The 19,759-nt window shown below is 71.8% G+C and carries 17 protein-coding genes; 6 read left to right on the top strand and 11 right to left on the bottom strand.

Annotated features, from left to right (window positions below):
• Positions 1–48: 48 nt before the first annotated feature.
• The 5 genes from ACVWWH_RS08790 to ACVWWH_RS08770 form a co-directional block, all read right to left on the bottom strand.
• Entirely contained in the window at positions 49–3,432 is a 3,384-nt protein-coding gene (locus ACVWWH_RS08790) for a DEAD/DEAH box helicase (protein ID WP_457316306.1), read from the bottom strand.
• A gap of 61 nt (positions 3,433–3,493) precedes the next feature.
• Positions 3,494–4,114 (bottom strand): hypothetical protein, encoded by a 621-nt coding sequence (locus ACVWWH_RS08785; RefSeq protein ID WP_457316305.1) that lies wholly within the window; start codon positions 4,112–4,114, stop codon positions 3,494–3,496.
• A gap of 263 nt (positions 4,115–4,377) precedes the next feature.
• On the bottom strand, positions 4,378–5,019 hold the full coding sequence (locus tag ACVWWH_RS08780) for a DUF6318 family protein (protein WP_457316304.1): 642 nt from the start codon (positions 5,017–5,019) through the stop codon (positions 4,378–4,380).
• A gap of 112 nt (positions 5,020–5,131) precedes the next feature.
• Positions 5,132–6,466 carry a UDP-glucose dehydrogenase family protein gene (locus ACVWWH_RS08775; RefSeq protein WP_457316428.1) on the bottom strand — a complete coding sequence of 445 codons (1,335 nt, stop codon included), beginning with the start codon at positions 6,464–6,466 and terminating at the stop codon, positions 5,132–5,134.
• Positions 6,467–6,512: 46 nt separating this feature from the next.
• Positions 6,513–7,670: a glycosyltransferase family 4 protein gene (locus ACVWWH_RS08770; RefSeq protein ID WP_457316303.1), complete on the bottom strand. Its 1,158-nt coding sequence runs from the start codon at positions 7,668–7,670 to the stop codon at positions 6,513–6,515.
• A 154-nt stretch (positions 7,671–7,824) separates the two neighbouring features.
• On the opposite strand from ACVWWH_RS08770, the gene ACVWWH_RS08765 reads away from it, so the two are divergent.
• Positions 7,825–8,991 carry an NADH:flavin oxidoreductase gene (locus ACVWWH_RS08765; RefSeq protein WP_457316302.1) on the top strand — a complete coding sequence of 389 codons (1,167 nt, stop codon included), beginning with the start codon at positions 7,825–7,827 and terminating at the stop codon, positions 8,989–8,991.
• 69 nt (positions 8,992–9,060) lie between these two features.
• On the top strand, positions 9,061–10,371 hold the full coding sequence (locus tag ACVWWH_RS08760) for a cell division protein PerM (protein WP_457316301.1): 1,311 nt from the start codon (positions 9,061–9,063) through the stop codon (positions 10,369–10,371).
• 2 nt (positions 10,372–10,373) lie between these two features.
• Here ACVWWH_RS08760 and ACVWWH_RS08755 read toward each other — a convergent pair whose 3' ends face one another.
• A complete protein-coding gene (locus ACVWWH_RS08755) occupies positions 10,374–10,757 on the bottom strand; it encodes a hypothetical protein (protein ID WP_447421468.1) in 384 nt (127 codons plus the stop codon).
• A gap of 61 nt (positions 10,758–10,818) precedes the next feature.
• On the opposite strand from ACVWWH_RS08755, the gene purN reads away from it, so the two are divergent.
• Positions 10,819–11,400, top strand: coding sequence for a phosphoribosylglycinamide formyltransferase (gene purN / locus ACVWWH_RS08750; protein ID WP_447421469.1), 582 nt, complete (start codon positions 10,819–10,821; stop codon positions 11,398–11,400).
• 124 nt (positions 11,401–11,524) lie between these two features.
• On the opposite strand, the gene ACVWWH_RS08745 is transcribed toward purN, so the two are convergent.
• From ACVWWH_RS08745 to ACVWWH_RS08730, 4 genes are all read right to left on the bottom strand, one after another.
• Positions 11,525–11,998, bottom strand: a complete 474-nt coding sequence (locus tag ACVWWH_RS08745; RefSeq protein WP_066496796.1) for an SRPBCC family protein — start codon at positions 11,996–11,998, stop codon at positions 11,525–11,527.
• 75 nt (positions 11,999–12,073) lie between these two features.
• Positions 12,074–12,559, bottom strand: a complete 486-nt coding sequence (locus ACVWWH_RS08740; protein WP_457316300.1) for a DoxX family membrane protein — start codon at positions 12,557–12,559, stop codon at positions 12,074–12,076.
• A 37-nt stretch (positions 12,560–12,596) separates the two neighbouring features.
• Positions 12,597–13,169 (bottom strand): hypothetical protein, encoded by a 573-nt coding sequence (locus tag ACVWWH_RS08735; RefSeq protein ID WP_457316299.1) that lies wholly within the window; start codon positions 13,167–13,169, stop codon positions 12,597–12,599.
• Between the two features lie 12 nt (positions 13,170–13,181).
• Positions 13,182–14,330, bottom strand: coding sequence for a zinc-dependent alcohol dehydrogenase (locus ACVWWH_RS08730; protein ID WP_457316298.1), 1,149 nt, complete (start codon positions 14,328–14,330; stop codon positions 13,182–13,184).
• Between the two features lie 156 nt (positions 14,331–14,486).
• Here ACVWWH_RS08730 and purH point away from each other — a divergent pair, with 156 nt between their 5' ends.
• Positions 14,487–16,160, top strand: coding sequence for a bifunctional phosphoribosylaminoimidazolecarboxamide formyltransferase/IMP cyclohydrolase (purH, locus tag ACVWWH_RS08725; protein ID WP_457316297.1), 1,674 nt, complete (start codon positions 14,487–14,489; stop codon positions 16,158–16,160).
• A gap of 169 nt (positions 16,161–16,329) precedes the next feature.
• Here purH and ACVWWH_RS08720 read toward each other — a convergent pair whose 3' ends face one another.
• Entirely contained in the window at positions 16,330–16,584 is a 255-nt protein-coding gene (locus ACVWWH_RS08720; protein ID WP_457316296.1) for a hypothetical protein, read from the bottom strand.
• Between the two features lie 241 nt (positions 16,585–16,825).
• Here ACVWWH_RS08720 and ACVWWH_RS08715 point away from each other — a divergent pair, with 241 nt between their 5' ends.
• Both ACVWWH_RS08715 and ACVWWH_RS08710 read left to right on the top strand, forming a co-directional pair.
• Complete coding sequence (locus tag ACVWWH_RS08715; protein ID WP_457316295.1) at positions 16,826–19,048, top strand: NADP-dependent isocitrate dehydrogenase; 2,223 nt, start codon at positions 16,826–16,828, stop codon at positions 19,046–19,048.
• A 246-nt stretch (positions 19,049–19,294) separates the two neighbouring features.
• Positions 19,295–19,741 (top strand): DoxX family protein, encoded by a 447-nt coding sequence (locus ACVWWH_RS08710; protein WP_066496808.1) that lies wholly within the window; start codon positions 19,295–19,297, stop codon positions 19,739–19,741.
• The last annotated feature ends 18 nt before the right edge of the window (positions 19,742–19,759 follow it).

Genomic DNA, 19,759 nt, shown 5'->3' with positions numbered 1-19,759 from the left:
GCCAAATCGTGATCCGAGGAAGCGTGGTGGAAGCGTGCGCCGGCGAGGCTAGGCGAGGAGACCGCGGACGTCCTCGGCGGTGAGGCTCGAGGAGAACATCGCGTCGTCGTCCACCACGGAGGAGAACAGCGCGGCCTTCTTCTCCTTGAGCTCCATCACCTTCTCCTCGATGGTGCCCTTGGCCACCAGACGATACGTCATGACCCTCCGGGACTGTCCAATCCGGTGCGCCCGGTCCACCGCCTGCGCCTCGGCCGCGGGGTTCCACCACGGGTCGAGGAGGAAGCAGTAGTCCGCCTCTGTGAGGTTCAGCCCGAACCCCCCGGCCTTGAGCGAGATGAGGAACACCGGGGCCTCGCCCTCCTTGAACCGGGAGACCACCTCGCCGCGGCGCCGGGTCGAGCCGTCCAGGTACTCGTAGGCGATCCCCGCGGCGTCGAGCCGTTCGGCGGCCTTCTTCAGGAACAAGGTGAACTGGCTGAACACCAGGGCGCGGTGCCCCTCGGCCACCACGTCGTCGAGCTGCTCGAGCAGGGCATCGAGCTTCGCGGGCATCACGCCCTCGTGCGAGTCGTCCACGAGCGCGGGGTCGAGAGCCATGAGCCGCAGGAGGGTCAGGGAGCGGAACACGATGAACCGATGGCGGTCCAGGTCCTCGACCAGGCCCAGGACCTTCTCCCGCTCCCGCTGCAGGTACTGCTGGTAGAGGGAACGGTGCTTGGGGGAGAGCTCGACGTCGAGGCGCTGCTCGAACTTCTCGGGCAGCTCAGTGGCGACCGCCTCCTTGGTGCGGCGCAGCATGAGGGGGCGCACCCGACGGCGGAGCCTCGCCAGCCGGTCGGCGTCTCCGCCCTTCTCGATGGGCCTGGCGAAGTCCTGTGCGAAGTGGTTGGCGGCCGGGAATAGCCCTGGCGACACGATCGCGAACAGGGACCACAGCTCCATGAGATTGTTCTCGAGCGGAGTGCCCGTCAGGGCGAGCTTGAAGGGGGTCTCGAGGTCACGGGCGCACTGGTGGACCTTCGTGGCGCGGTTTTTGAGGAACTGCGCCTCGTCCATGATGAGCCCGGACCAGTCGAGCGCGGCGTAGGCCTCGAAGTCGAGGCGGAAGAGGGCGTAGCTCGTGACCACGATGTCCGCCCCGTCCGCGGACGCGGCCACCGGCGTCCCGGACTTCCCCTGGGTGTCCGTCAGGGCCACCGTGCGCAGCCCCGGGGCGAACCGTCTGGCCTCCGCCTCCCAGTTCGGCACCACGGAGGTGGGCGCGAGGACCAGGAACGGGGGCTTCGCCGCGGCGTCCGGCTCCGCTGCGCCCGGCTGCGGGGCGGGGGCGGTGTCGCGCGCATGCAGGATCAGGGCGAGGGTCTGGAGCGTCTTGCCGAGGCCCATGTCGTCCGCAAGCACCCCGCCGAGGCCGTGCCGGTGCAGGAACGCAAGCCACTGGAAGCCCTCGTCCTGGTACGGGCGCAGGGTGGCCGCGAGCCCGCCGGGCACGGGCACCGGGTCGAGGGCGCGCGGGTCGAGCAGCCCCTCGACCGTCTGCTTCCACCGGGCCGGTTCGACCGTCTCGCCCGCGAGCTCGGCGATCTCGTCCCACAGCCCCGCCTGGTAGACGCTCAGCCGCGGGGGCCTCTTCGCCGGCGGCCCCTCGATGCGCCATTCGCGCAGCTCGTGCGACTCGTCGATGATCCGCTTGAGCCGGCGGATCTCCGGGGTGTCGATCCGGAACCAGGTCTTGTCAGGCATCAGGACCTTGTCCCGCCCGCGCGCCAGGGCCGTGAAGATGTCCTGGAAGGGGATGCTCCGGTCCTCGATCTTGACCATGAGGCCGAGGTCGAACCAGTCGTTCTTCTCGGACTCGACAGCGCTGAGCACGAGCTGCGGGGCGCCCTCGAGGCGCCGGTAGTCCGGCTTGGTCCCCTCGATGCGCACGGCGACGCCGTCGAGGCGCTCGAGGGCCGGAAGGGTGCGTTCGGCGAAGTCCGCCGTGTCGAGGTCCTCAAGGCGGGCAGGCCCGACCGGCGCCCCCGCGAGCGGGCTGTCGGCGAGGGCCTCCGCCACGCGCTGGAGCGTGCCCTCCTCGGCGGCCTCGTCCCGGTGGAGGCCCTCCCCGGGGACCGCCGCGAGCGGCAGCTGCCGGACGGCGTCGCCCGTCGGGTACTCCCAGTGCCAGGCGAGCCGCAGCTCGTCCCGCGGTCCGAAGCTGGCGGTGAGCACGAGGAGGGGAGGCTCGACGGGCGGGAGGTCCACGGCGTCGTCGGCGGTGATGGTGACCGAGCGGGCGAGATCGGGGTAGAACTCCGCGAGGAACGACTCCCGGTCCGCGGCCGGGATCTCCACCCCGCCCGGGGTTCCCAGGAGCGCGCGCTCGCGCTCGCCGAGCCGCGACTCGGACTGCGCGAGGATGATCAGCTCCTCGTCCGCGCCGGTGCGCACGACCGCATAGGCGCCGTGGTCGGCGATCGTCCCGGCGCGCTCCATGGGCAGGGCGACGCCGTCGACCGCGAGGGTCGGCACGAGCCGGAGCGCGGCCGGGTCATCCTCCCCGGGGAGGGCCTCGAGGCCGACGGCGGCGGTCCCGTCCGCGAGCGTGACGCCGGTCCCGCGCCGGGCTGCAACCAGCTCGAGCCCGAGCGGGGCCGCGGCGCCGAGCAGCGTCCACAGCAGCGGGCTCGTGAACTCGTCCAGGTACAGCCAGGGATCGTTGCCGTTCCAGTAGCCCGACCCCGTCCCGAGGCGCAGCGCCTGCAGCTCGCGGAGGAGCTCGAAATGGGGCGTGTAGAAGTCGCCGACGTGGTCGGGCCGGCCGAACCGGCTCCAGGAGAGGTCCCCGCGCAGCCATCGGCCGGTGGCCGGGTTGTACTCGACCGGACGCATGCCGAGCCGGTGCTCACCGCGTCGGCGGGCACCGGACCGGGCGAAGCGGCCGCCCAGGCGCGCCTCCACGTCGCGGAGCTCGAACTGGAGCCCGAGCCGGCCCGAACGCCCGTGCACGTGGCGCTCGCCGGCGGGGTTGATGATGCGCCGCAGCTCGCCCTTCCAGGCCGGTTCGGCCGTCCGCGCGGCGCTCTGCTGGGACGCCTCGGCGCGGAGCCGCTGGGTATTGGCCGCGAGCACCACCGCGCCGATGTGCTTGCAGTCCGCCGCGATGGGGCAGGTGCACCATCCGCCGGCGTAGCGGTAGGTGGCCTGCTGGGGCTTGAGGTAGACGCCGACCTCGTATGGCTCCTCTGCCGTGCCGAAGACCTGGGCCGTCATCTCGCTGATGTCGGGGTGCCAGGCCAGGTTCTCGACCCGTCCGTCCCTGGCGTAGGCATGGGCCCGGGACATGGCCGCCGCTCCGATCCTGGCGACCATTCCGGCGACGTCCACGAGGGGCAGGGCTCCGCCGCCGGTGCCAGGGTGCTGGCCAGCGAGGGAGAGGGGTGTCATGCCTTCATCGTCCCATGCGCCACCGACAGCCGTGGTCCCGGGGTGTGCAGGCCGCGGGGTGCTATCTGCAGCCTTCGCCCGCGGGGTTGGCAGTGCAGTCGTCGGCGTAGAGCTTGACTTCGGACCGCCACACGCTCAGCATCTTCGGTGCACTGGGGACCGGAGCGTTGCCCGCGATGGGCTGGAAGGGGCCGCCGTCCACGGAGAACGCTCCGGTGAAGACGGTGGTCAGCCCGACGTTCATGTCCCCGGTGGCCCTGTAGACGTGGCTCGTGACGGTCTTCTCGCCCCACCGTGCCTCGGGGACCGGACCGCCTGGCACCGCGGTGACAAGGCTCGTCCCGTCGCCGTAGCTCCAGCGGTACTCGCTCGGCTTGACGCGGATGTCCACCTTCTTGCCGACGATCGTGATGGAGAAGGACTGGTCGGAGGGCTCCGCGTAGATGTTGGTCTCGGCGCCCTTGAGCGTGTGGCGCCCAGGCTGGCTGCCGACCGTGGAGGCCTTGATCGGCAGTTCGCGCAGCTGCTTCTCGGTCACCGCGATGACGACGTCGCCGGGCCGTTCAGGCGGTTTGCCCGGATAGAGGCACGCCTGCTCGAGCCGCTCCCATGGCGCCCCCTGCTTCCGGGTGTCCTGCCGCTCCCACACGACCATCTTCCCGCCCGGCTCTGCCGCACACATGTTGTCGAGTTTCGCGCAGACGCTTTTGCTCGGCGTGTCCGTGTCGGCAGTGCATGCCGGCGCATACGAGTAGACATAGACCTCTTTGAGTCCTTCCACCGGCGGAAAAGTGAAGGTTGGGCGTCCACCTGTGCTGGCGTGAACAACAGCGTTTTGACCAACCAACTCAGACCCAACCTCGTCTTCTTCGGCCCAGGCCGCAATTGGTGAGAGAAGAAGCGCTGTGATCATCGAACCCGCAAGAAGGCGACGTTTTGCAGTACTCACTTGACGTTCCCGGTTTCGGCGGTCTTCCACTCGCCTGCCTTGAAGATGCCATAAATCACTTGGGCCGCCGGCTCAGCCGTCCCCTTCATGTCTTTAGTGACGCGTCCAGAGGCATCAAATCGCTGATTAGGGGCTTCAGTTACTAGGTAAAAGCCTTCGGCCCGACCTGCCGGGTCGATCTTCATCGTGGAGTGGAAGTCAGACACTGTCCATTTCGGCCCCTTCGACCAGCCATTCCCGGCGTACAAGGAATCGACGGTCTTCTTCATAGAGGCGCAAACTTTGCACCCCGGGTCCGACACAGCCGTAATGGCCGCTGAATCACCCGTTTCATAGGCGTAGGTCACAGTATCCAACCAGTACTGCGTGAACGCCTCGAACCCGGCCTTGGTGTTCTCCTTGGCGGCGGCAGGCATCTCGGGCTTGGGCAGGTTCCGTGCCGGCCCGGTGGAACTGGCCGGCGTGGGCCGGGAGTCGACGCTGGGTGTCGGCGTGGCCGTCGCGGAGGCACTGGGCGAGGCGGTGGGCGGGCCCTGGGACTCGGCGTCGGCGCCGCCGGAGCACCCCGAGAGTGCCAGGGCCGAGGCGAACGCAAGGACGGGCAGGGCAGAGCGAAGCGTGCAGCGGCGAATCGCCATTGACATCCCCCGAGGTCGTTGGTGTGGGCGCCGCCCGGTGCGTGGCGACGCTTGTCCCGCAGTCTACAAGCCTGTGACTAGACCTGTCGGGAGTTATCCACAGGAGCGCTGCTCACGCAGAGGCCCGGGCGCGGAGGGCGTCGCCGGTGCCGAGGCCGTGGAGCTCCCAGCCGGCCTCGCGCCAAGCCGCTGCGTCGAGGACGTTGCGGGCGTCGAGGATCACCGGGCGGCGGACCCGGAAGGCGGCCTCGGCCGGGTCGATCGCCCGGAACTGCGGCCACTCGGTCAGCAGCAGCACGAGCTCGGCGCCCTGGAGCGCAGCGGGCAGGGACGGCTCGAACTCGAGCTGCGGGAAGCGCAGCCAGGCGTTGTTGATCGCCTTCGGGTCCGTCACCACCACGTGTGCCCCGGCCGCCGCGAGCCGTAGGGCGACATCGAGGGCGGGGGAGTCGCGGATGTCGTCGGTGTCCGGCTTGAACGCCGCGCCGAGCACGGCCACGCGCCGCCCCGCGACGTCGCCGCCGCACAGGTCCGCGGCGAGGGCCGCCACGCGCCCGCGCTGGCCCTCGTTGACCGCGTCCACGAGGCCCATCCACGCGTCCACGGAGTCCACGCCGAGTTCCTGCGCCTGGGCCCGGAACGAGCGGATGTCCTTGGGCAGGCACCCGCCGCCGAATCCGAGCCCCGCCGCGAGGTAGCGCTGGCCGATGCGAGGGTCCAGGCCCATGGCGGCGGAGAGCTGGGTGACGTCGGCGCCGGCGGCGTCGCACAGCTCGGACATCGCGTTGATGTAGGAGAGCTTCGTGGCGAGGTAGGCGTTCGCCGCGGACTTGATGAGCTCGGCGGTCGCGAAGCCGCACACGATCCGCGGCACGCCGGCCTGCAGCAGGGGAGCGTAGACGGTATCGAGCGTCCGCGCGGCGGCCGGGCCGCCGTCGTCGTCCGCCACCCCGTACACGAGCCGGTCCGGCACGAGGGAGTCCTTCACGGCGGTCCCCTGCCGCAGGAACTCGGGGTTCCACGCGAGCCCGAGGTCCTCCCGGCCGAGCCATTCGCGCACGCGGTGGACCGTCCCCACCGGGACCGTGGACTTGCCCACGACGGCGGCCCCAGCCTTCGCGTGCCGGCCCACCGAGCGCGCGGCCGCCTCGAGGTACGCCAGGTCGGCCACGCCGCTCGTCTTGGCCTGGGGGGTCCCGACGCACAGGAAGTGCACGTCGCAGTCCGCCGCGAGGGCCATGTCGGTGGAGAACACGAGCCGGCCCGTGGCCCGGCCCTCGGCGAGGAGCTCCTCGAGCCCGGGCTCGAAGAACGGCGCAGTGGCGCGGGCCAGGCGCGCCGCCTTGTCCGCGTCGGTGTCGATGCCCACCACGGTGTGGCCCATCGAGGCGAGCGTGGCGGCGTGGACCGCCCCCAGGTAGCCGCAGCCGATGACGGAGATCTTCATCATGTCCCTTCCTTCCCTTGCGCCCCTCGCCGGGATCCGGCGGCACTCACCGTGCCGGGACCGCGGCGCGGGCGATGACGTCCTCGTAGTGCCCGATGAGCTGGGCGCAGATGGCCCTCCAGGACCGGCCCTGGACGCTCCGCCAGGCGGCCTCGGCGAACGCGGCGCGCTTCGCGTCGTCGCCGAGGAGGTCCTGGGCGTAGGAGCGAAGCTGGGCCAGGTCGCCGGGGGAGTAGAGCCAGCCGGTCTTGGAGTTCTGCACGAGGTCGAGCGGGCCGCCTCGCCCCGTCGCGACCACCGGAACCCCGGAGGCCATGGCCTCCTGGATGGTCTGGCAGAACGTCTCGAACTCCCCCGGGTGGACGAACAGGTCGAAGCTCGCCACGATCCGCGCAAGGTCCTCGCCGCCCTTGAACCCGGTGAAGTGCGCCCCGGGCAGCTGCGCCTCGAGCTGGGCCCGCAGCGGCCCGTCGCCGACCACCACGAGCCTGGTGCCCGGCAGGTCCGCGAGCACGCGCAGGTCCTCGACCTGCTTCTCCGCCGCGAGCCGCCCCACGTAGCCGATCACGGCCACCGGCGCGCCCTCGGGCGTCCGCCCGGCCACCGAGGCCCGCCACGCGGCGTCGCGCTTCGCCGGGGTGAACCGGGCCGTGTCCACGCCGCGGCGCCACAGCTCGACGCCGGGGATCCCGCGCCCGCGCAGCTGGTTGAGCGCGAAGGTCGACGGCGCGAGGGTCCGGTCCGCGAGGAGGTGGATGGCCTCCACCCGCTGCCAGGCCCAGTTCTCCAGGAACGGCACCCCGTACCGGGCCGCGTAGCCGGGCACCTCCGTCTGGTACACGGCCACGGTGGGGATCCCGAGCTGGCTCGCTGCCCGCACGGCCCGCCATCCGAGCTCGAACGGGGAGGCGAGGTGCACCACGTCGGGCCGGAACGCCCGCAGGATGCGCCGCACCTTCGGCACGGCCCCGAAGGCGATCCGTACGTTCGGGTACCCGGCCACCGGCACGGCCGGCAGCCGCACGACCCGCGCGCCGGAGACGGTCTCGTGCTGCGGGAAGACCGCACCGGCCCCTTCGCCGGACGGGGCGAGCACGAGCACCTCGTCCCCGCGCTCGCGCAGGTGGTCGAGCACCCGCAAGACGGAGTGGGTGACGCCGTTCATCTGCGGCAGGAACGACTCGGCAACAATCGCGATCCTCACGCCTCCACGCTCCGCCGCCCGTCTGGCCGGGCGGAGGCGGGGGCGTGACCTCCGGGGGAAGGCCGGGTGAACGCCCGGAACACCGGCGCTGTGACGTGCGGCACACTGGCCGCCGACGGGGAATGGCGCCGCGCGGGGTCCCGTTGCCCAGAGCATGACGATCCAGGACACCGCTTCCGGCCGCGCCTCGGCGGCTCCGCTCTCGAGCCTCTTCACCCCCTTCGACCTCGGCACCCTCCGCGTGCCCAACCGCTTCGTCATGGCTCCCATGACGCGCGAGTTCTCGCCCGAGGGGACGGTGACGGACGACGTCGTGGGCTACTACGCGCGCCGCGCCGCGGCCGGCGTCGGGCTCCTCATCACGGAGGGCGTGTACGTCTCGGAGGACTCCGGCCCGAGCACCCGGGTGCCGCGCCTTTTCGGCGAGGCCCAGCTCGCCGCGTGGCGCCGCCTGGTCGAGGAGGTCCACGCGGCCGGCGGCGCGATCGTGCCCCAGCTCTGGCACCTCGGCGCCGCCCGCGGCGACCACGCCGAGTTCAACCCGGAGCTGCCCTCCCTCAGCCCCTCGGGGATCGCCCCGAACGGCGCCCAGCGCGGCCGCGCCGCGACCGTGGAGGAACTGGCGCGCATCCGCGACGACTTCGCCCGTGCCGCCGCCGCGGCCAAGGAGGCCGGGTTCGACGGGGTCGAGCTCCACGGCGCCCACGGCTACCTCCTCGACCAGTTCCTCTGGGAGGGCACGAACCGCCGCGAGGACCAGTACGGCGGATCGCTCGAGGCCCGGCTCCGCTTCCCCGCAGAGGTCGCCTCGGCGGTGCGCGCCGCCGTCGGCCCCGACTACCCGGTGATCTTCCGCTTCTCCCAGTGGAAGTCCGGCGACTACGGCGCGCGGATCGCCCAGACGCCCGAGGAGCTCGGCACCGTCCTGCGCACGCTCGCCGAGGCCGGCGTCTCGGCGTTCCACCCCTCCACCCGCCGCCACTGGGAGGCCGCGTTCCCCGAGGCCGCCGGCACCGGCGGCGCGGCGGAGGACGCCGCGCTCGGCCTCGCGGGCTGGACCAAGAAGCTCTCCGGCCTGCCCGTCATCACGGTCGGCTCCGTGGGCCTGGACAACGAGTTCGAGGTCACGTGGCAGGAGGGCGGCCGCTCCCAGGTCCGCGGCCTCGAGGCCCTGCTGGCGCAGTTCGGCCGCGGTGAGTTCGATCTCGTCGCGGTGGGCCGCGTCCTGCTCTCGGACCCGCGCTGGGTCGAGAAGGTCCGCGAGGGGCGCACGGAGGAGATCCGGCCGTTCAGCGCCGAGGACCGGCTCCACCTCTCCTGACACCGGGCAGCGCCGATCGCCGGTGCGCCTGAGCGGCGCACCGGCGGCGCCGTGGCACAGTGGAGGGCGATGAAACTCCGCGCCGACCAGTCTGGACTCCGCGGGCTCCCCATGCCGCTGTGGCTCCAGGGAGTCGCGGAAGCCGTCCAAGCCCTCCTGATCTCCGCCGTCCTGGCGATCGTCCCCGTGTTCGCCGTCTGGGCGACGGGCGGACTGGGGCCCTGGGCGCCTGAGGACGCCGCCCGCCTCGCGGGCCAGGCGTGGCTCCTCGCCCACGGGGTGCCGCTCAAGCTCAGCCTGGCCGCCGGGACGGGCGAGGCCGCCGAGCCCGTGACGGGGACCCTGTCCCTGATCCCGCTCGGGCTCACGCTGATCCCCGTGCTCCTGGCCTGGCGGGCGGGCCGGCGGCTCGCCCGCGCCTCGTATGCGGACACGCTGTGGCAGGCACTCGCGGGCGCCGCGGCCGCCTACGCCGGGTTCGCGTTCGCCACCGCGTTCGTGTGCCGCACCCCCCAGGTGGATGTGGGCATGGTCGCCGCGACCCTGATCCCGCTCATCCCGGCCGGCCTCGGCCTCGTGGCCGGCGCCCGGCGCGAGGCCGGCGCCTGGACCCGGCTGATCGGGGTGGACGCGGTCGACTGGATCGCCCGCACCGGCCAGTACTCGCGCTGGGCCGGCAGCTACGTCTGGGCGGCGTTCCGCGCCGGGGCCGTGGGCCTGCTGACCTCGCTCGCCGTCGCCGCACTGCTGCTCGCCGTGGACCTCCTGGGCCACTGGGCGGAGGCGGTGGCCGTGTTCGAGGGCGTCGGCGCCGACGCCGTGGGCGGGGCCGCCCTGACCGTCGCCCAGATCGGCTACATCCCGCACCTCGTGGTCTGGACCTTGGGCTGGGCCTCCGGCGCGGGCGTGGCGCTCGGGACGGGCTCGACGGCGGGGGCGCTCGCCACCGCGGTGGGGCCGCTCCCGCCGGTCCCGATGCTCGCCGCCGTGCCGACGGGCCCGCTCGTCTTCGGCCCGGCGGCCCTCGTGGTTCCGGTGCTCGGCGGCCTCGCCGCCGGCTGGTGGTTCGTGCGCGAGGGGGAGGACCACTTCGACGAGTGGCTCTCCATCAAGGTCCGCGCGCGCTGGTTCTCCGCGCCCGTCTCGGCGCTCTTCCTCGGCGCGCTCGTCGGCGCCGTCGCGGGCGCCCTGGCGGCGGGGCTCGCGTGGCTCACCAGCGGTTCCGCCGGCGTGGGCAGGCTCACGGAGCTCGGCGTGAGCCCGCTGTGGATGCTCGTCTGGGTCGGGGCCGAGACCGCGATAGGGGCCTGCCTCGGCTACGCCCTCGGGCCCTGGCTCGAGCGCTCCCGCTCCCGCAGCGCCGACTCAGCCGACGTCTAGGCTCAGCCCCGGCCCGCGGCCGCGGCCAGCGCGGCGCGCAGGTCGGCCTGGCAGGAGTCCTTGGCCGTGATGGTGATCGCGTGGTGCGAGCAGTCCTCGAAGCGGGCCACCTGCCCGGCGAATGCGAGCGCGGCCGCGGAGTAGAGCCCGAGCAGCAGCCCGACGAGCATGCCCGCCACGGCACCCACGGCCAGCGACCGGGGGTGGCCGCCGCGCCCCACGCGCACGAGCACCGTGACCCCGCCGCCCAGCACGGCTGCGGACAGCAGCGCCGAGGCCCAGGCCCAGCCGACGCCGTGCGCCGCCGCGATCCAGGTCAGGAGGACGGCCACCGCGAGGGCGCGGAGCAGGAGCTGGGTGCGGGCAAGGGAGGCCTGGGCGGTCACGGTTCTCCACCCTACCGGCGCGCGGACCTGCGGGCGCGCGCTGCGCCGGTAAGGTGGCCCCATGCGCATCGTGGTCCTCGTCTCCGGCACCGGCTCCAACCTGCAGGCCGTGATCGACGCCGTGCGGGCCGGCGAGCTCGATGTCGAGATCGCCGCGGTCGGCGCCGACCGCGAGGGCACCTACGGCATCGAGCGCTCGGACGAGGCCGGCATCGAGACGTTCGTGGTGAACTTCAACTCGTTCCCCACTAGGGCCGAGTGGGATGCCGCGCTCGCGGACAAGGTGGCCTCCTACCGTCCGGACGTGGTCGTCTCCTCGGGCTTCATGCGGATCGTCAGCGCCGAGTTCATCGCGCGCTTCGGCGGCCGCTACCTCAACACGCATCCGGCACTGCTGCCCGCCTTCCCCGGCGCGCACGGCGTCCGCGACGCCCTCGACTACGGCGTGAAGGTCACTGGCTGCACGGTCCACTGGGCGGACGCCGGGGTGGACACCGGGCCGATCATCGCCCAGGAGGCCCTCGCGGTCGCCGACGGCGAGGACGAGGACTCGCTCCACGAGCGCATCAAGGTCATCGAGCGGCGGCTGCTCATCGATGTCCTGCGCCGGCTTGCCGCGGGCGAGGTCCCCGCACCGGCCTGAGCGGCCCTGCCCCGCCTGGCGTCGCTGTCCCACCGGGCCGTCGCCGTCCCGCGGCGGGCAGACGCACGACGGCGCGTGCCCGCCGCAGCGGTGCACGCGCCGTCGTGCGCGGAAAGTGCGTGGATCAGAGGGTGCCGCCGCCCTGCGGGGGCGCGTCCACGGAACCGCGCCATCCGCCGGTGGCGCCGTGGGACTCGACGAAGTCCTTGAACTTCTTCAGGTCGCTCTTGACCTGGGCGTTGTCGGCGCCGAAGGCCGCACCGATCTTCTCGGTCGCGGAACCGGGCTCCCAGTCGAACTGCACGGAGACCCGCGACTCAGCGTCGTTGAGCCGGTGGAAGGTGACGACGCCGGCGTGGTTGGGGCCGTCGGTGCTCTTCCAGGCGATCCGCTCGTCCGGGTTCTGCTCGGTGATCACCGTGTCGAACTCGCGGGTCTGCCCGGCCACCTTCGTGGTCCAGTGCAGGTGGGTGTCGTCCTGCTGGACCACGGACTCGACGCCCCCCATGAAGTGCGGGAAGGACTCGAACTGGGTCCACTGGTTGTACGCCGTCGCGACGGGGACGGCAACATCGATCGTTTCCTGGACGGTAGACATGCGTTTCTCCTAGCGAAGTTGGCGCTGTGGGGACCCTCTACTTGTACCCCGCGGTGCGGGACCCAAACCGGGCGGCTACTTCACGGCCGACTTGATCGCCGTCTTCGCCTGGGCGGCCCTGGCCTGGGCCACCTTGCGCCGGGCCTTGACGGGGTGGTGCTTGCGGTCGATGAGCAGCGCCACGCCGATCCCGGCGAGCCAGGCGTCCTTGGCCATGGGCACCCCGGCCGGCGTCGGCCTGATCCCGTCGGACTGGGTCAGCCCCGGGGTCTTCGCGTAGACGGCGAGCAGGCCGCTCGAGAACGCCGTGAGGCCCAGCGCCGCGAGCCGGGTGGGGACGAAGGGTGCCAGCAGGGCGGCCCCCAGCGCCATCTCGGCGCCGGCGACCATCTTGCCGAACATCTTCGGCGAGACCTGCTTGGCCTGCGGAATCGCGTGGGCCGTCATGTCCTGCAGGCGTGCCGAGCCCTCGTCGTCGAGCGAGAGCTTGGAGACCCCCGAGTTGAGGATGAAGGCGCCCGAGACGAGACGGAGGACGCCGTGGCTGAGCTTGAATCCCATGATGTGATGTGCCTTTCGGTGGTGGAGGTGGGGACCGCTAGCGGCGGGAGGGGGAGGTCAGGAGTTTGCGGGCGCCGGCCCAGGCGAGGACGGCGGCCGCAGCCCACGGGCCGCCCACGATCACCGGGTCCATCCATGCGTGCTTGAGGTCCGCGCGGTTGCGACCGAACCGGGATGAGAGCGGCCGGTGCCCGGGCTCGGCGAGGATGCCCGTCTGCGTGACCGGGTTGTCGGGGCGCCCGGTCGCGAGCGAGCGCAGATGCGATTCCCAGGCGTCCACGCGGTCGCCGGCGAGGAGCAGCAGCCAGTGCGGCGTCTGTCCTTCGCTGTACCGCCGGTACGCGAACCGGCGGATCGCGCCGGAGAACCCGTGCAGGGGAGCGGTGGTGCCGAACACCGGGGTGAGGAACTTGTGCTCGAGGGACCGCTCGCGCGGTGTGTTCTCCGGATGCCGCTCGGGGAAGTCCCAATGCGCCCCGGTCGGCTCGTGCTTCTCCCGCGGCACGGAGGGCCGGTCCGCGGGGTCCAGGTCCGCGCCCCAGCCGGGGATCCGGTTGCGGAGCTCGTCCCTGCTCGGCGGCTGGCGGCGCGTGTCGGCGGTGTACGGCATGGCTGGCTCCTTTCAGGACGCCCCGGGTACCACGAGGGGCTTGATGATGCCATCGAGCTTGCCCGAGAAGAGGTGGTAGCCCTCGGCGATGTGCTCGAGCGGGATGCGGTGGGTGACGAGCTCGCTGGGCCTGAGGTAGCCGTTGCGGAGGTGCTCGAACAGGCGCGGCCACTGCCGCTTGACCGGACACTGGTTGGCGCGGATCGTCAGGCCCTTGTTCATGGCGTCGCCGAACTTGATGCCGGTGGGCGCGGGCCCGTAGGCCCCGAGGACGGACACCGTCCCGCCCTTACGGACGGCATCGAGGGCCCAGTTCAGGGCGATCGGGGAGCCGCCCTGGAGCTTGAGCTTGGTCCCGGCCACGTGCTGGAGGAAGCTCCCGTCCGCCTCGGCGCCGACCGCGTCGATGACGACGTCGGCCCCGAGGTAGTCTGTGGCCTTCTTCAGCTCGAGGATGATGTCCCGGTGCTCGGCGAAGTTGTAGGTCTCGGCGTGCGCGAACTCCCGGGCCTTGGCGAGGCGGTAGTAGAGATGGTCGACCACGATCACGCGCCCGGCCCCCATGAGCCACGAGGACGCGGCGGCGAAGAGCCCCACGGGCCCCGCGCCCAGGACGATCACGGTGTCCCCCTCGGAGATGTCCCCGAGCTGCGCCCCGAAGTAGCCGGTGGGGAGGGCATCGGTGAGCAGGACCGCGTCCTCGTCGCTCATCCAGTCGGGGATGAGGGAGGGGCCGACGTCGGCGAAGGGGACCCGCACGAACTCGGACTGCCCGCCGTCGTACCCACCGCAGCTGTGCGAGTAGCCGTAGATCCCGCCGATCGCGGTGGCATTGGGGTTCACGTTGTGGCAGTTGGAGTACAGCCCGCGCGCGCAGAAGTAGCAGGAGCCGCAGTAGACGTTGAAGGGGACCATGACGCGGTCGCCCGCCTTCAGGTGCTGCACCGACGGGCCGACCTCCTCGACGACTCCGATGAACTCGTGGCCGAAGGTGGTCCCGACCCTGGTGTCCGGGATCAGCCCGTGGTACAGGTGCAGGTCTGAGCCGCAGATCGCCCCGAGCGTGACGCGGACGATCGCGTCGTTGGGGTGCTCGACCGAGGGGACGTCCTTCTCCTCGACCGCGACCTTGTACGGGCCCCGGTAGACCATTGCGCGCACAGCGGACCTCCTCGCTGGGTGACGGGATGCTTCGGGCACCTCTCGCCAGACCCTTCCCCGCCGCGGCCTCGGTCAACCAACCGCGGCCCGGGCGGGCGCGGACGGCGACGGTAGAATGGCGCCGACCCCTCCCCGCTGCTGCTTCGAGAAAGACGAGTGCCTGTGACCCAGCTGGACCGCGTTCCCATCCGCCGAGCCCTGATCTCGGTGTACGACAAGACGGGGCTCGAGGAGCTCGCCGTCGGGCTCTCCGAGGCCGGCGTGCGGATCGTCTCGACCGGCTCGACGGCGAAGCGGATCGCCGCCGCCGGCGTGCCGGTCCAGGAGGTCGAGGAGGTCACCGGCTCGCCCGAGATGCTCGACGGCCGCGTGAAGACCCTCCACCCGCGCGTGCACGGCGGCATCCTCGCCGACCGCCGGGTCCCGGCCCACATGGAGACGCTCGAGCGGATGGAGATCGAGCCGTTCGACCTCGTCGTGGTGAACCTGTACCCGTTCGTGGAGACGGTCGCCTCCGGGGCGGCGATGGACGACGTCGTCGAGCAGATCGACATCGGCGGCCCCGCCATGGTGCGCTCCGCGGCGAAGAACCACGCCGCCGTCGCCATCGTGGTGGACCCGGGAGCCTACGGCGACGTCGTGGCGGCCGCGAAGGCCGGCGGCTTCGACCTGCGCACGCGCCGCCGCCTCGCGGCCAAGGCGTTCGCGCACACTGCGGCCTACGACACCGCGGTGGCGACGTGGACCGCGAGCCAGTTCCCGGACGAGGACGAGAACGGCGCGGTGCACTGGCCCGCCTACGCCGGGCTCGCGCTCGAGCGCTCCGAGGTGCTCCGCTACGGCGAGAACCCGCACCAGCCGGCCGCGCTGTATGTGGACCGGGCCGCCCCGGCGGGCATCGCCCAGGCGGACCAGCTCCACGGCAAGGCCATGAGCTACAACAACTTCGTCGACGCGGACGCCGCCCTGCGCGCCGCCTTCGACTTCGACGAGCCGGCCGTCGCGGTCGTCAAGCACGCGAACCCGTGCGGCATCGCCGTCGCCACCCCCGGCGCCGAGGACCCCATCGCGGACGCGCACCGCAAGGCGCACGCGTGCGACCCGGTCTCCGCGTTCGGCGGCGTCATCGCGGCGAACCGCCCTGTGACCCGCGCCATGGCCGAGACCGTGGCGGGCATCTTCACCGAGGTCGTCATCGCCCCGGACTTCGAGCCCGAGGCCGTGGAGATCCTCTCGAAGAAGAAGAACATCCGCCTCCTCGCCCTCCCCGAGGGCTACGGCCGCTACCCGACCGAGATCAAGCAGATCTCCGGGGGCGTGCTCGCTCAGGTCAGCGACACCTTCTCGGCCGAGGGCGACGACCCGGCCCGCTGGACCCTCGCCGCGGGCGAGGCGGCCGACGAGGCGACCCTCGCCGACCTCGCCTTCGCCTGGCGGGCCTCCCGCGCCGCCAAGTCGAATGCGATCCTGCTCGCCAAGGACGGCGCCTCCGTGGGCATCGGCATGGGCCAGGTCAACCGGGTCGACTCGTGCCGCCTCGCGGTCGAGCGCGCCAATACCCTCGGCGTGGAGGTGACGTCCGACGTCGACTCGGCCGGCGGCGCGTCCGGCACCGGCGGCTCGGGGGCGGCGCCGGAGCGCTCGCGCGGTGCGGTCGCGGCGTCGGACGCGTTCTTCCCGTTCGCCGACGGCCTGCAGATCCTCATCGACGCAGGGGTCAAGGCCGTGGTCCAGCCCGGCGGCTCCGTCCGCGACGAGGAGGTCGTCGAGGCCGCCAAGGCCGCCGGCATCTCGATGTACTTCACGGGCGCGCGCCACTTCTTCCACTGACGCACCACCCGTAGGGGAGGGAGGCGGGGCCACGGGACCCGGCCTCCCTCCCGCCGTCTCGGGTACGCATCTCGTCGCCCCCACACCATTTCGGGTACGCATCTCGTCGCCGAATCGGCGTTCCGGGTACACGGGCAGCGTGGGTCCGCTCCAGCGGACGGGGGGAGGCTCAGCCCCGCGGCGGCCCGGGCGGCTCCTGCCGCGCGTCCAGCCACTTCCTGACGGCCTCGAGTGCGGCCTCGGGGTCGGCGAGCACGGCCATGCTCGCCGGTTCGTTCTGGCCCTCCGAGGCGAGGATGCGCACCCTGAGGCCCTGCTCGGTGCCGCGCTCCCGCCACACCCGCAGGACCAGGGCCCCCAGTTCCTCGATCGCCGGCTCTGGGGCCTCGTCCTCGTCGCCGACAGACGCGGAATGCTGTGCCATTCTCTCCCCTGAGGATCGCTGCTGATCGATGGCAGGCATGGGGCCAGCGGCTCCTGCCTCCCGGGCCAGTCTAGGGACCCGAGGGCCCGATCCGGGCCTTAAGACAGTCACGAATCGGGCCAGCGCGCTCTCTCCGGTAAGTTAAGGACGTTGACATAGCAGCACTCACGCACACTGCGGCCCATGCAAATGCGCGCATCCGCGCCGCGGTCTGCTCCAGCTCCGCAGGAGGCGCCCACCCATGGCCACCATCATCTATACGCACACGGACGAGGCGCCGATGCTGGCGACTCACTCCTTCCTGCCGATTGTCCAGGCCTACTCCTCGGCGGCGGGTGTGCAGATCGAGACGCGGGACATCTCCCTGTCGGGCCGCATCATTGCCGCCTTCGGGGACTACCTGACCGCTGAGCAGCAGCAGTCGGATGCACTCGCCGAGCTGGGCGCCCTCGCCAAGACGCCCGAGGCCAACATCGTCAAGCTGCCGAACATCTCCGCCTCGATCCCGCAGCTCAAGGCCGCCATCGCCGAGCTCCAGTCCCAGGGCTACGCGCTGCCGGACTACCCGGACAACCCCTCCTCGGACGAGGAGACGGACATCCGCTCGCGCTACGACAAGATCAAGGGCTCGGCGGTGAACCCGGTGCTCCGCGAGGGCAACTCCGACCGCCGCGCTCCGCTGTCCGTCAAGAACTACGCGCGCAAGAACCCGCACTCGATGGGTGCCTGGAGCGCGGATTCCAAGACGAACGTGGCCACGATGGGCGAGAACGACTTCCGCTCCAACGAGAAGTCCGTGGTCATGCCTTCGGACGATTCGCTCACCATCCAGCTCGTGCTCTCCGACGGCACGGTCAAGGAGCTCAAGAAGGGCATCAAGGTCCTCGCCGGGGAAGTCGTGGACGGCACCGTCATGCGGGCGGCAGCGCTCGATGACTTCCTCGCTGCGCAGGTGGCCCGTGCCAAGGAGGAGGGCGTCCTCTTCTCGGCCCACCTCAAGGCGACCATGATGAAGGTCTCCGACCCGATCATCTTCGGCCACGTCGTCACCGCGTACTTCTCGGAGCTGTTCGAGACCTACGGCAAGCAGCTCGCGGCCGCCGGCCTGAGCCCCAACAACGGCCTCGCCGCGATCCTCAACGGCCTGGACGCGCTGCCCGAGGACGTCCGCGACGGCGTCAAGGACCTCATCCAGAAGGGGCTCACGGAGGGCCCCGCCCTGGCGATGGTGGACTCGGAAAAGGGCATCACCAACCTCCACGTCCCTTCGGACGTGATCGTGGACGCCTCGATGCCCGCCATGATCCGCATCGGCGGCCACATGTGGGGCCCGGACGGCCAGGAGCACGACACGCTCGCGGTCCTGCCCGACTCCTCCTACGCCAGCGTCTACCAGACCGTGGTCGACGACTGCCGCGAGCACGGCGCCCTCGATCCCACCACGATGGGCACCGTCCCGAACGTGGGCCTCATGGCGCAGGCGGCCGAGGAGTACGGCAGCCACGACAAGACGTTCGAGATCCCGGCCGCTGGCACGGTCCAGCTCGTGAACCGGGCCGGGGACGTGCTGATCGAGCACGCGGTCGAGCCCGGTGACATCTGGCGCGCCTGCCAGACCAAGGACGTGCCGATCCGCGACTGGGTCAAGCTCGCCGTCAACCGCGCCCGCGCCACGGACACCCCCGCCGTGTTCTGGCTCGACGAGGACCGAGCCCACGACCGCAACCTCATCGCGAAGGTCCGCGAGTACCTCCGCGAGCACAACACCGAGGGCCTCACCATCGAGATCCTCGCGCCCGCGAAGGCCACCGCCTACACGCTCGAGCGGCTCCGCAAGGGCGAGGACACGATCTCGGTCACGGGCAACGTCCTGCGCGACTACCTCACCGACCTGTTCCCGATCCTCGAGCTGGGCACGAGCGCCAAGATGCTCTCGGTCGTCCCGCTCATCGCCGGCGGCGGCCTGTTCGAGACGGGCGCGGGCGGCTCCGCCCCGAAGCACGTCCAGCAGCTCGTGAAGGAGAACTACCTGCGCTGGGACAGCCTGGGCGAGTTCTTCGCGCTCGTGCCGTCCTTCGAGCTCTACGCCGAGCAGGCGAACCTGCCGGCCGCGAAGGTCCTCGCCGACACGCTCGACCGCGCCACGGGCACGCTCCTCCTCGAGAACAAGTCCCCGGGCCGCAAGCTCGGCACGATCGACAACCGCGGCTCGCACTTCTTCCTCGCCCAGTACTGGGCGCAGGAGCTGGCGAAGCAGACGGACGACGCCGGCCTGGCCGCCGCGTTCGCGCCGGTCGCCGAGGCTCTGGCCTCCCAGGAGGAGGCCATCGTCTCGGAGCTGCTCGCGGTGCAGGGCTCGCCGGTCGAGCTCGGCGGCTACTACCGCCCGGACGAGGAGAAGGTGTTCGAGGTCATGCGCCCGTCCAAGACCCTCAACGGGATTGTGGACGGCCTGGCCAAGTAGCGCCGGCAGTCTTCCGAGCGGGCCGAGCCCCGCCCACGACGACGGCGCCCGTGCGCCCGAGGTGACCGACCACCTCAGGCGCGCGGGCGCCGTCGTCGTCTCGCGGACGGCGTCGTGGGAGCCGTACGGGTCGTCACGCTTTTTGACACGGGACGGCTGTCCCCGATAATGGTTGAAGCTTCAATTTACGTGTCCGCCTCGCAGGCGGCCACAGAGCCGATGCCCCCTGACAGCAAGGAGCCCACCATGGCACCAGCCAACAGCCCCGTTCTCGCCGACACCGCCCGCACGATCCTGCGCGTCGCGCTCGGCGCCGTCTTCCTGGCCCACGGCTGGCAGAAGTTCTTCGAGTTCACCATCCCCGGCGCGCAGGGCGCCTTCGCGCAGATGGGCGTCCCCGCGGCCGGAGTCGCCGCTCCCGTGGCCGCCACCCTCGAGCTCGCGGGCGGTGCTCTGCTCGTCCTGGGGGTGCTGACTCGGATCGCTGGTGCGCTCCTGGCCCTCGAGATGCTCGGCGCGCTGTTCCTCGTGCACATCTCTGCGGGAATGTTCGTCGAGAAGGGCGGCATGGAGCTCGTGCTCGTGCTCGCGGCAGGCGCCGCTGCAGTGGCCCTCGTCGGCCCGGGACGCTTCTCGGCGAGCGGCCTGCTCTTCGGTCGCGCGTCCGGCCGCTGGGCGAGCATCGCGGCCTGACGCCCCCTTCCGGACGAC

Source organism: Sinomonas sp. RB5 (assembly GCF_054063535.1).
This window is presented reverse-complemented; position numbering and strand designations above follow the sequence as displayed.

What these genes read in the sequence shown, in the direction of transcription:
- ACVWWH_RS08790 (WP_457316306.1), bottom strand. Translation starts at nt 3,432, where the DNA reads ATGACACCCCTCTCCCTCGCTGGCCAGCACCCTGGCACCGGCGGCGGA.
- ACVWWH_RS08785 (WP_457316305.1), bottom strand. Translation starts at nt 4,114, where the DNA reads ATGTGTGCGGCAGAGCCGGGCGGGAAGATGGTCGTGTGGGAGCGGCAG.
- ACVWWH_RS08780 (WP_457316304.1), bottom strand. Translation starts at nt 5,019, where the DNA reads ATGGCGATTCGCCGCTGCACGCTTCGCTCTGCCCTGCCCGTCCTTGCG.
- ACVWWH_RS08775 (WP_457316428.1), bottom strand. Translation starts at nt 6,466, where the DNA reads ATGAAGATCTCCGTCATCGGCTGCGGCTACCTGGGGGCGGTCCACGCC.
- ACVWWH_RS08765 (WP_457316302.1), top strand. Translation starts at nt 7,825, where the DNA reads ATGACGATCCAGGACACCGCTTCCGGCCGCGCCTCGGCGGCTCCGCTC.
- ACVWWH_RS08760 (WP_457316301.1), top strand. Translation starts at nt 9,061, where the DNA reads ATGAAACTCCGCGCCGACCAGTCTGGACTCCGCGGGCTCCCCATGCCG.
- purN (WP_447421469.1), top strand. Translation starts at nt 10,819, where the DNA reads ATGCGCATCGTGGTCCTCGTCTCCGGCACCGGCTCCAACCTGCAGGCC.
- ACVWWH_RS08745 (WP_066496796.1), bottom strand. Translation starts at nt 11,998, where the DNA reads ATGTCTACCGTCCAGGAAACGATCGATGTTGCCGTCCCCGTCGCGACG.
- ACVWWH_RS08740 (WP_457316300.1), bottom strand. Translation starts at nt 12,559, where the DNA reads ATGGGATTCAAGCTCAGCCACGGCGTCCTCCGTCTCGTCTCGGGCGCC.
- ACVWWH_RS08735 (WP_457316299.1), bottom strand. Translation starts at nt 13,169, where the DNA reads ATGCCGTACACCGCCGACACGCGCCGCCAGCCGCCGAGCAGGGACGAG.
- ACVWWH_RS08720 (WP_457316296.1), bottom strand. Translation starts at nt 16,584, where the DNA reads ATGGCACAGCATTCCGCGTCTGTCGGCGACGAGGACGAGGCCCCAGAG.
- ACVWWH_RS08715 (WP_457316295.1), top strand. Translation starts at nt 16,826, where the DNA reads ATGGCCACCATCATCTATACGCACACGGACGAGGCGCCGATGCTGGCG.
- ACVWWH_RS08710 (WP_066496808.1), top strand. Translation starts at nt 19,295, where the DNA reads ATGGCACCAGCCAACAGCCCCGTTCTCGCCGACACCGCCCGCACGATC.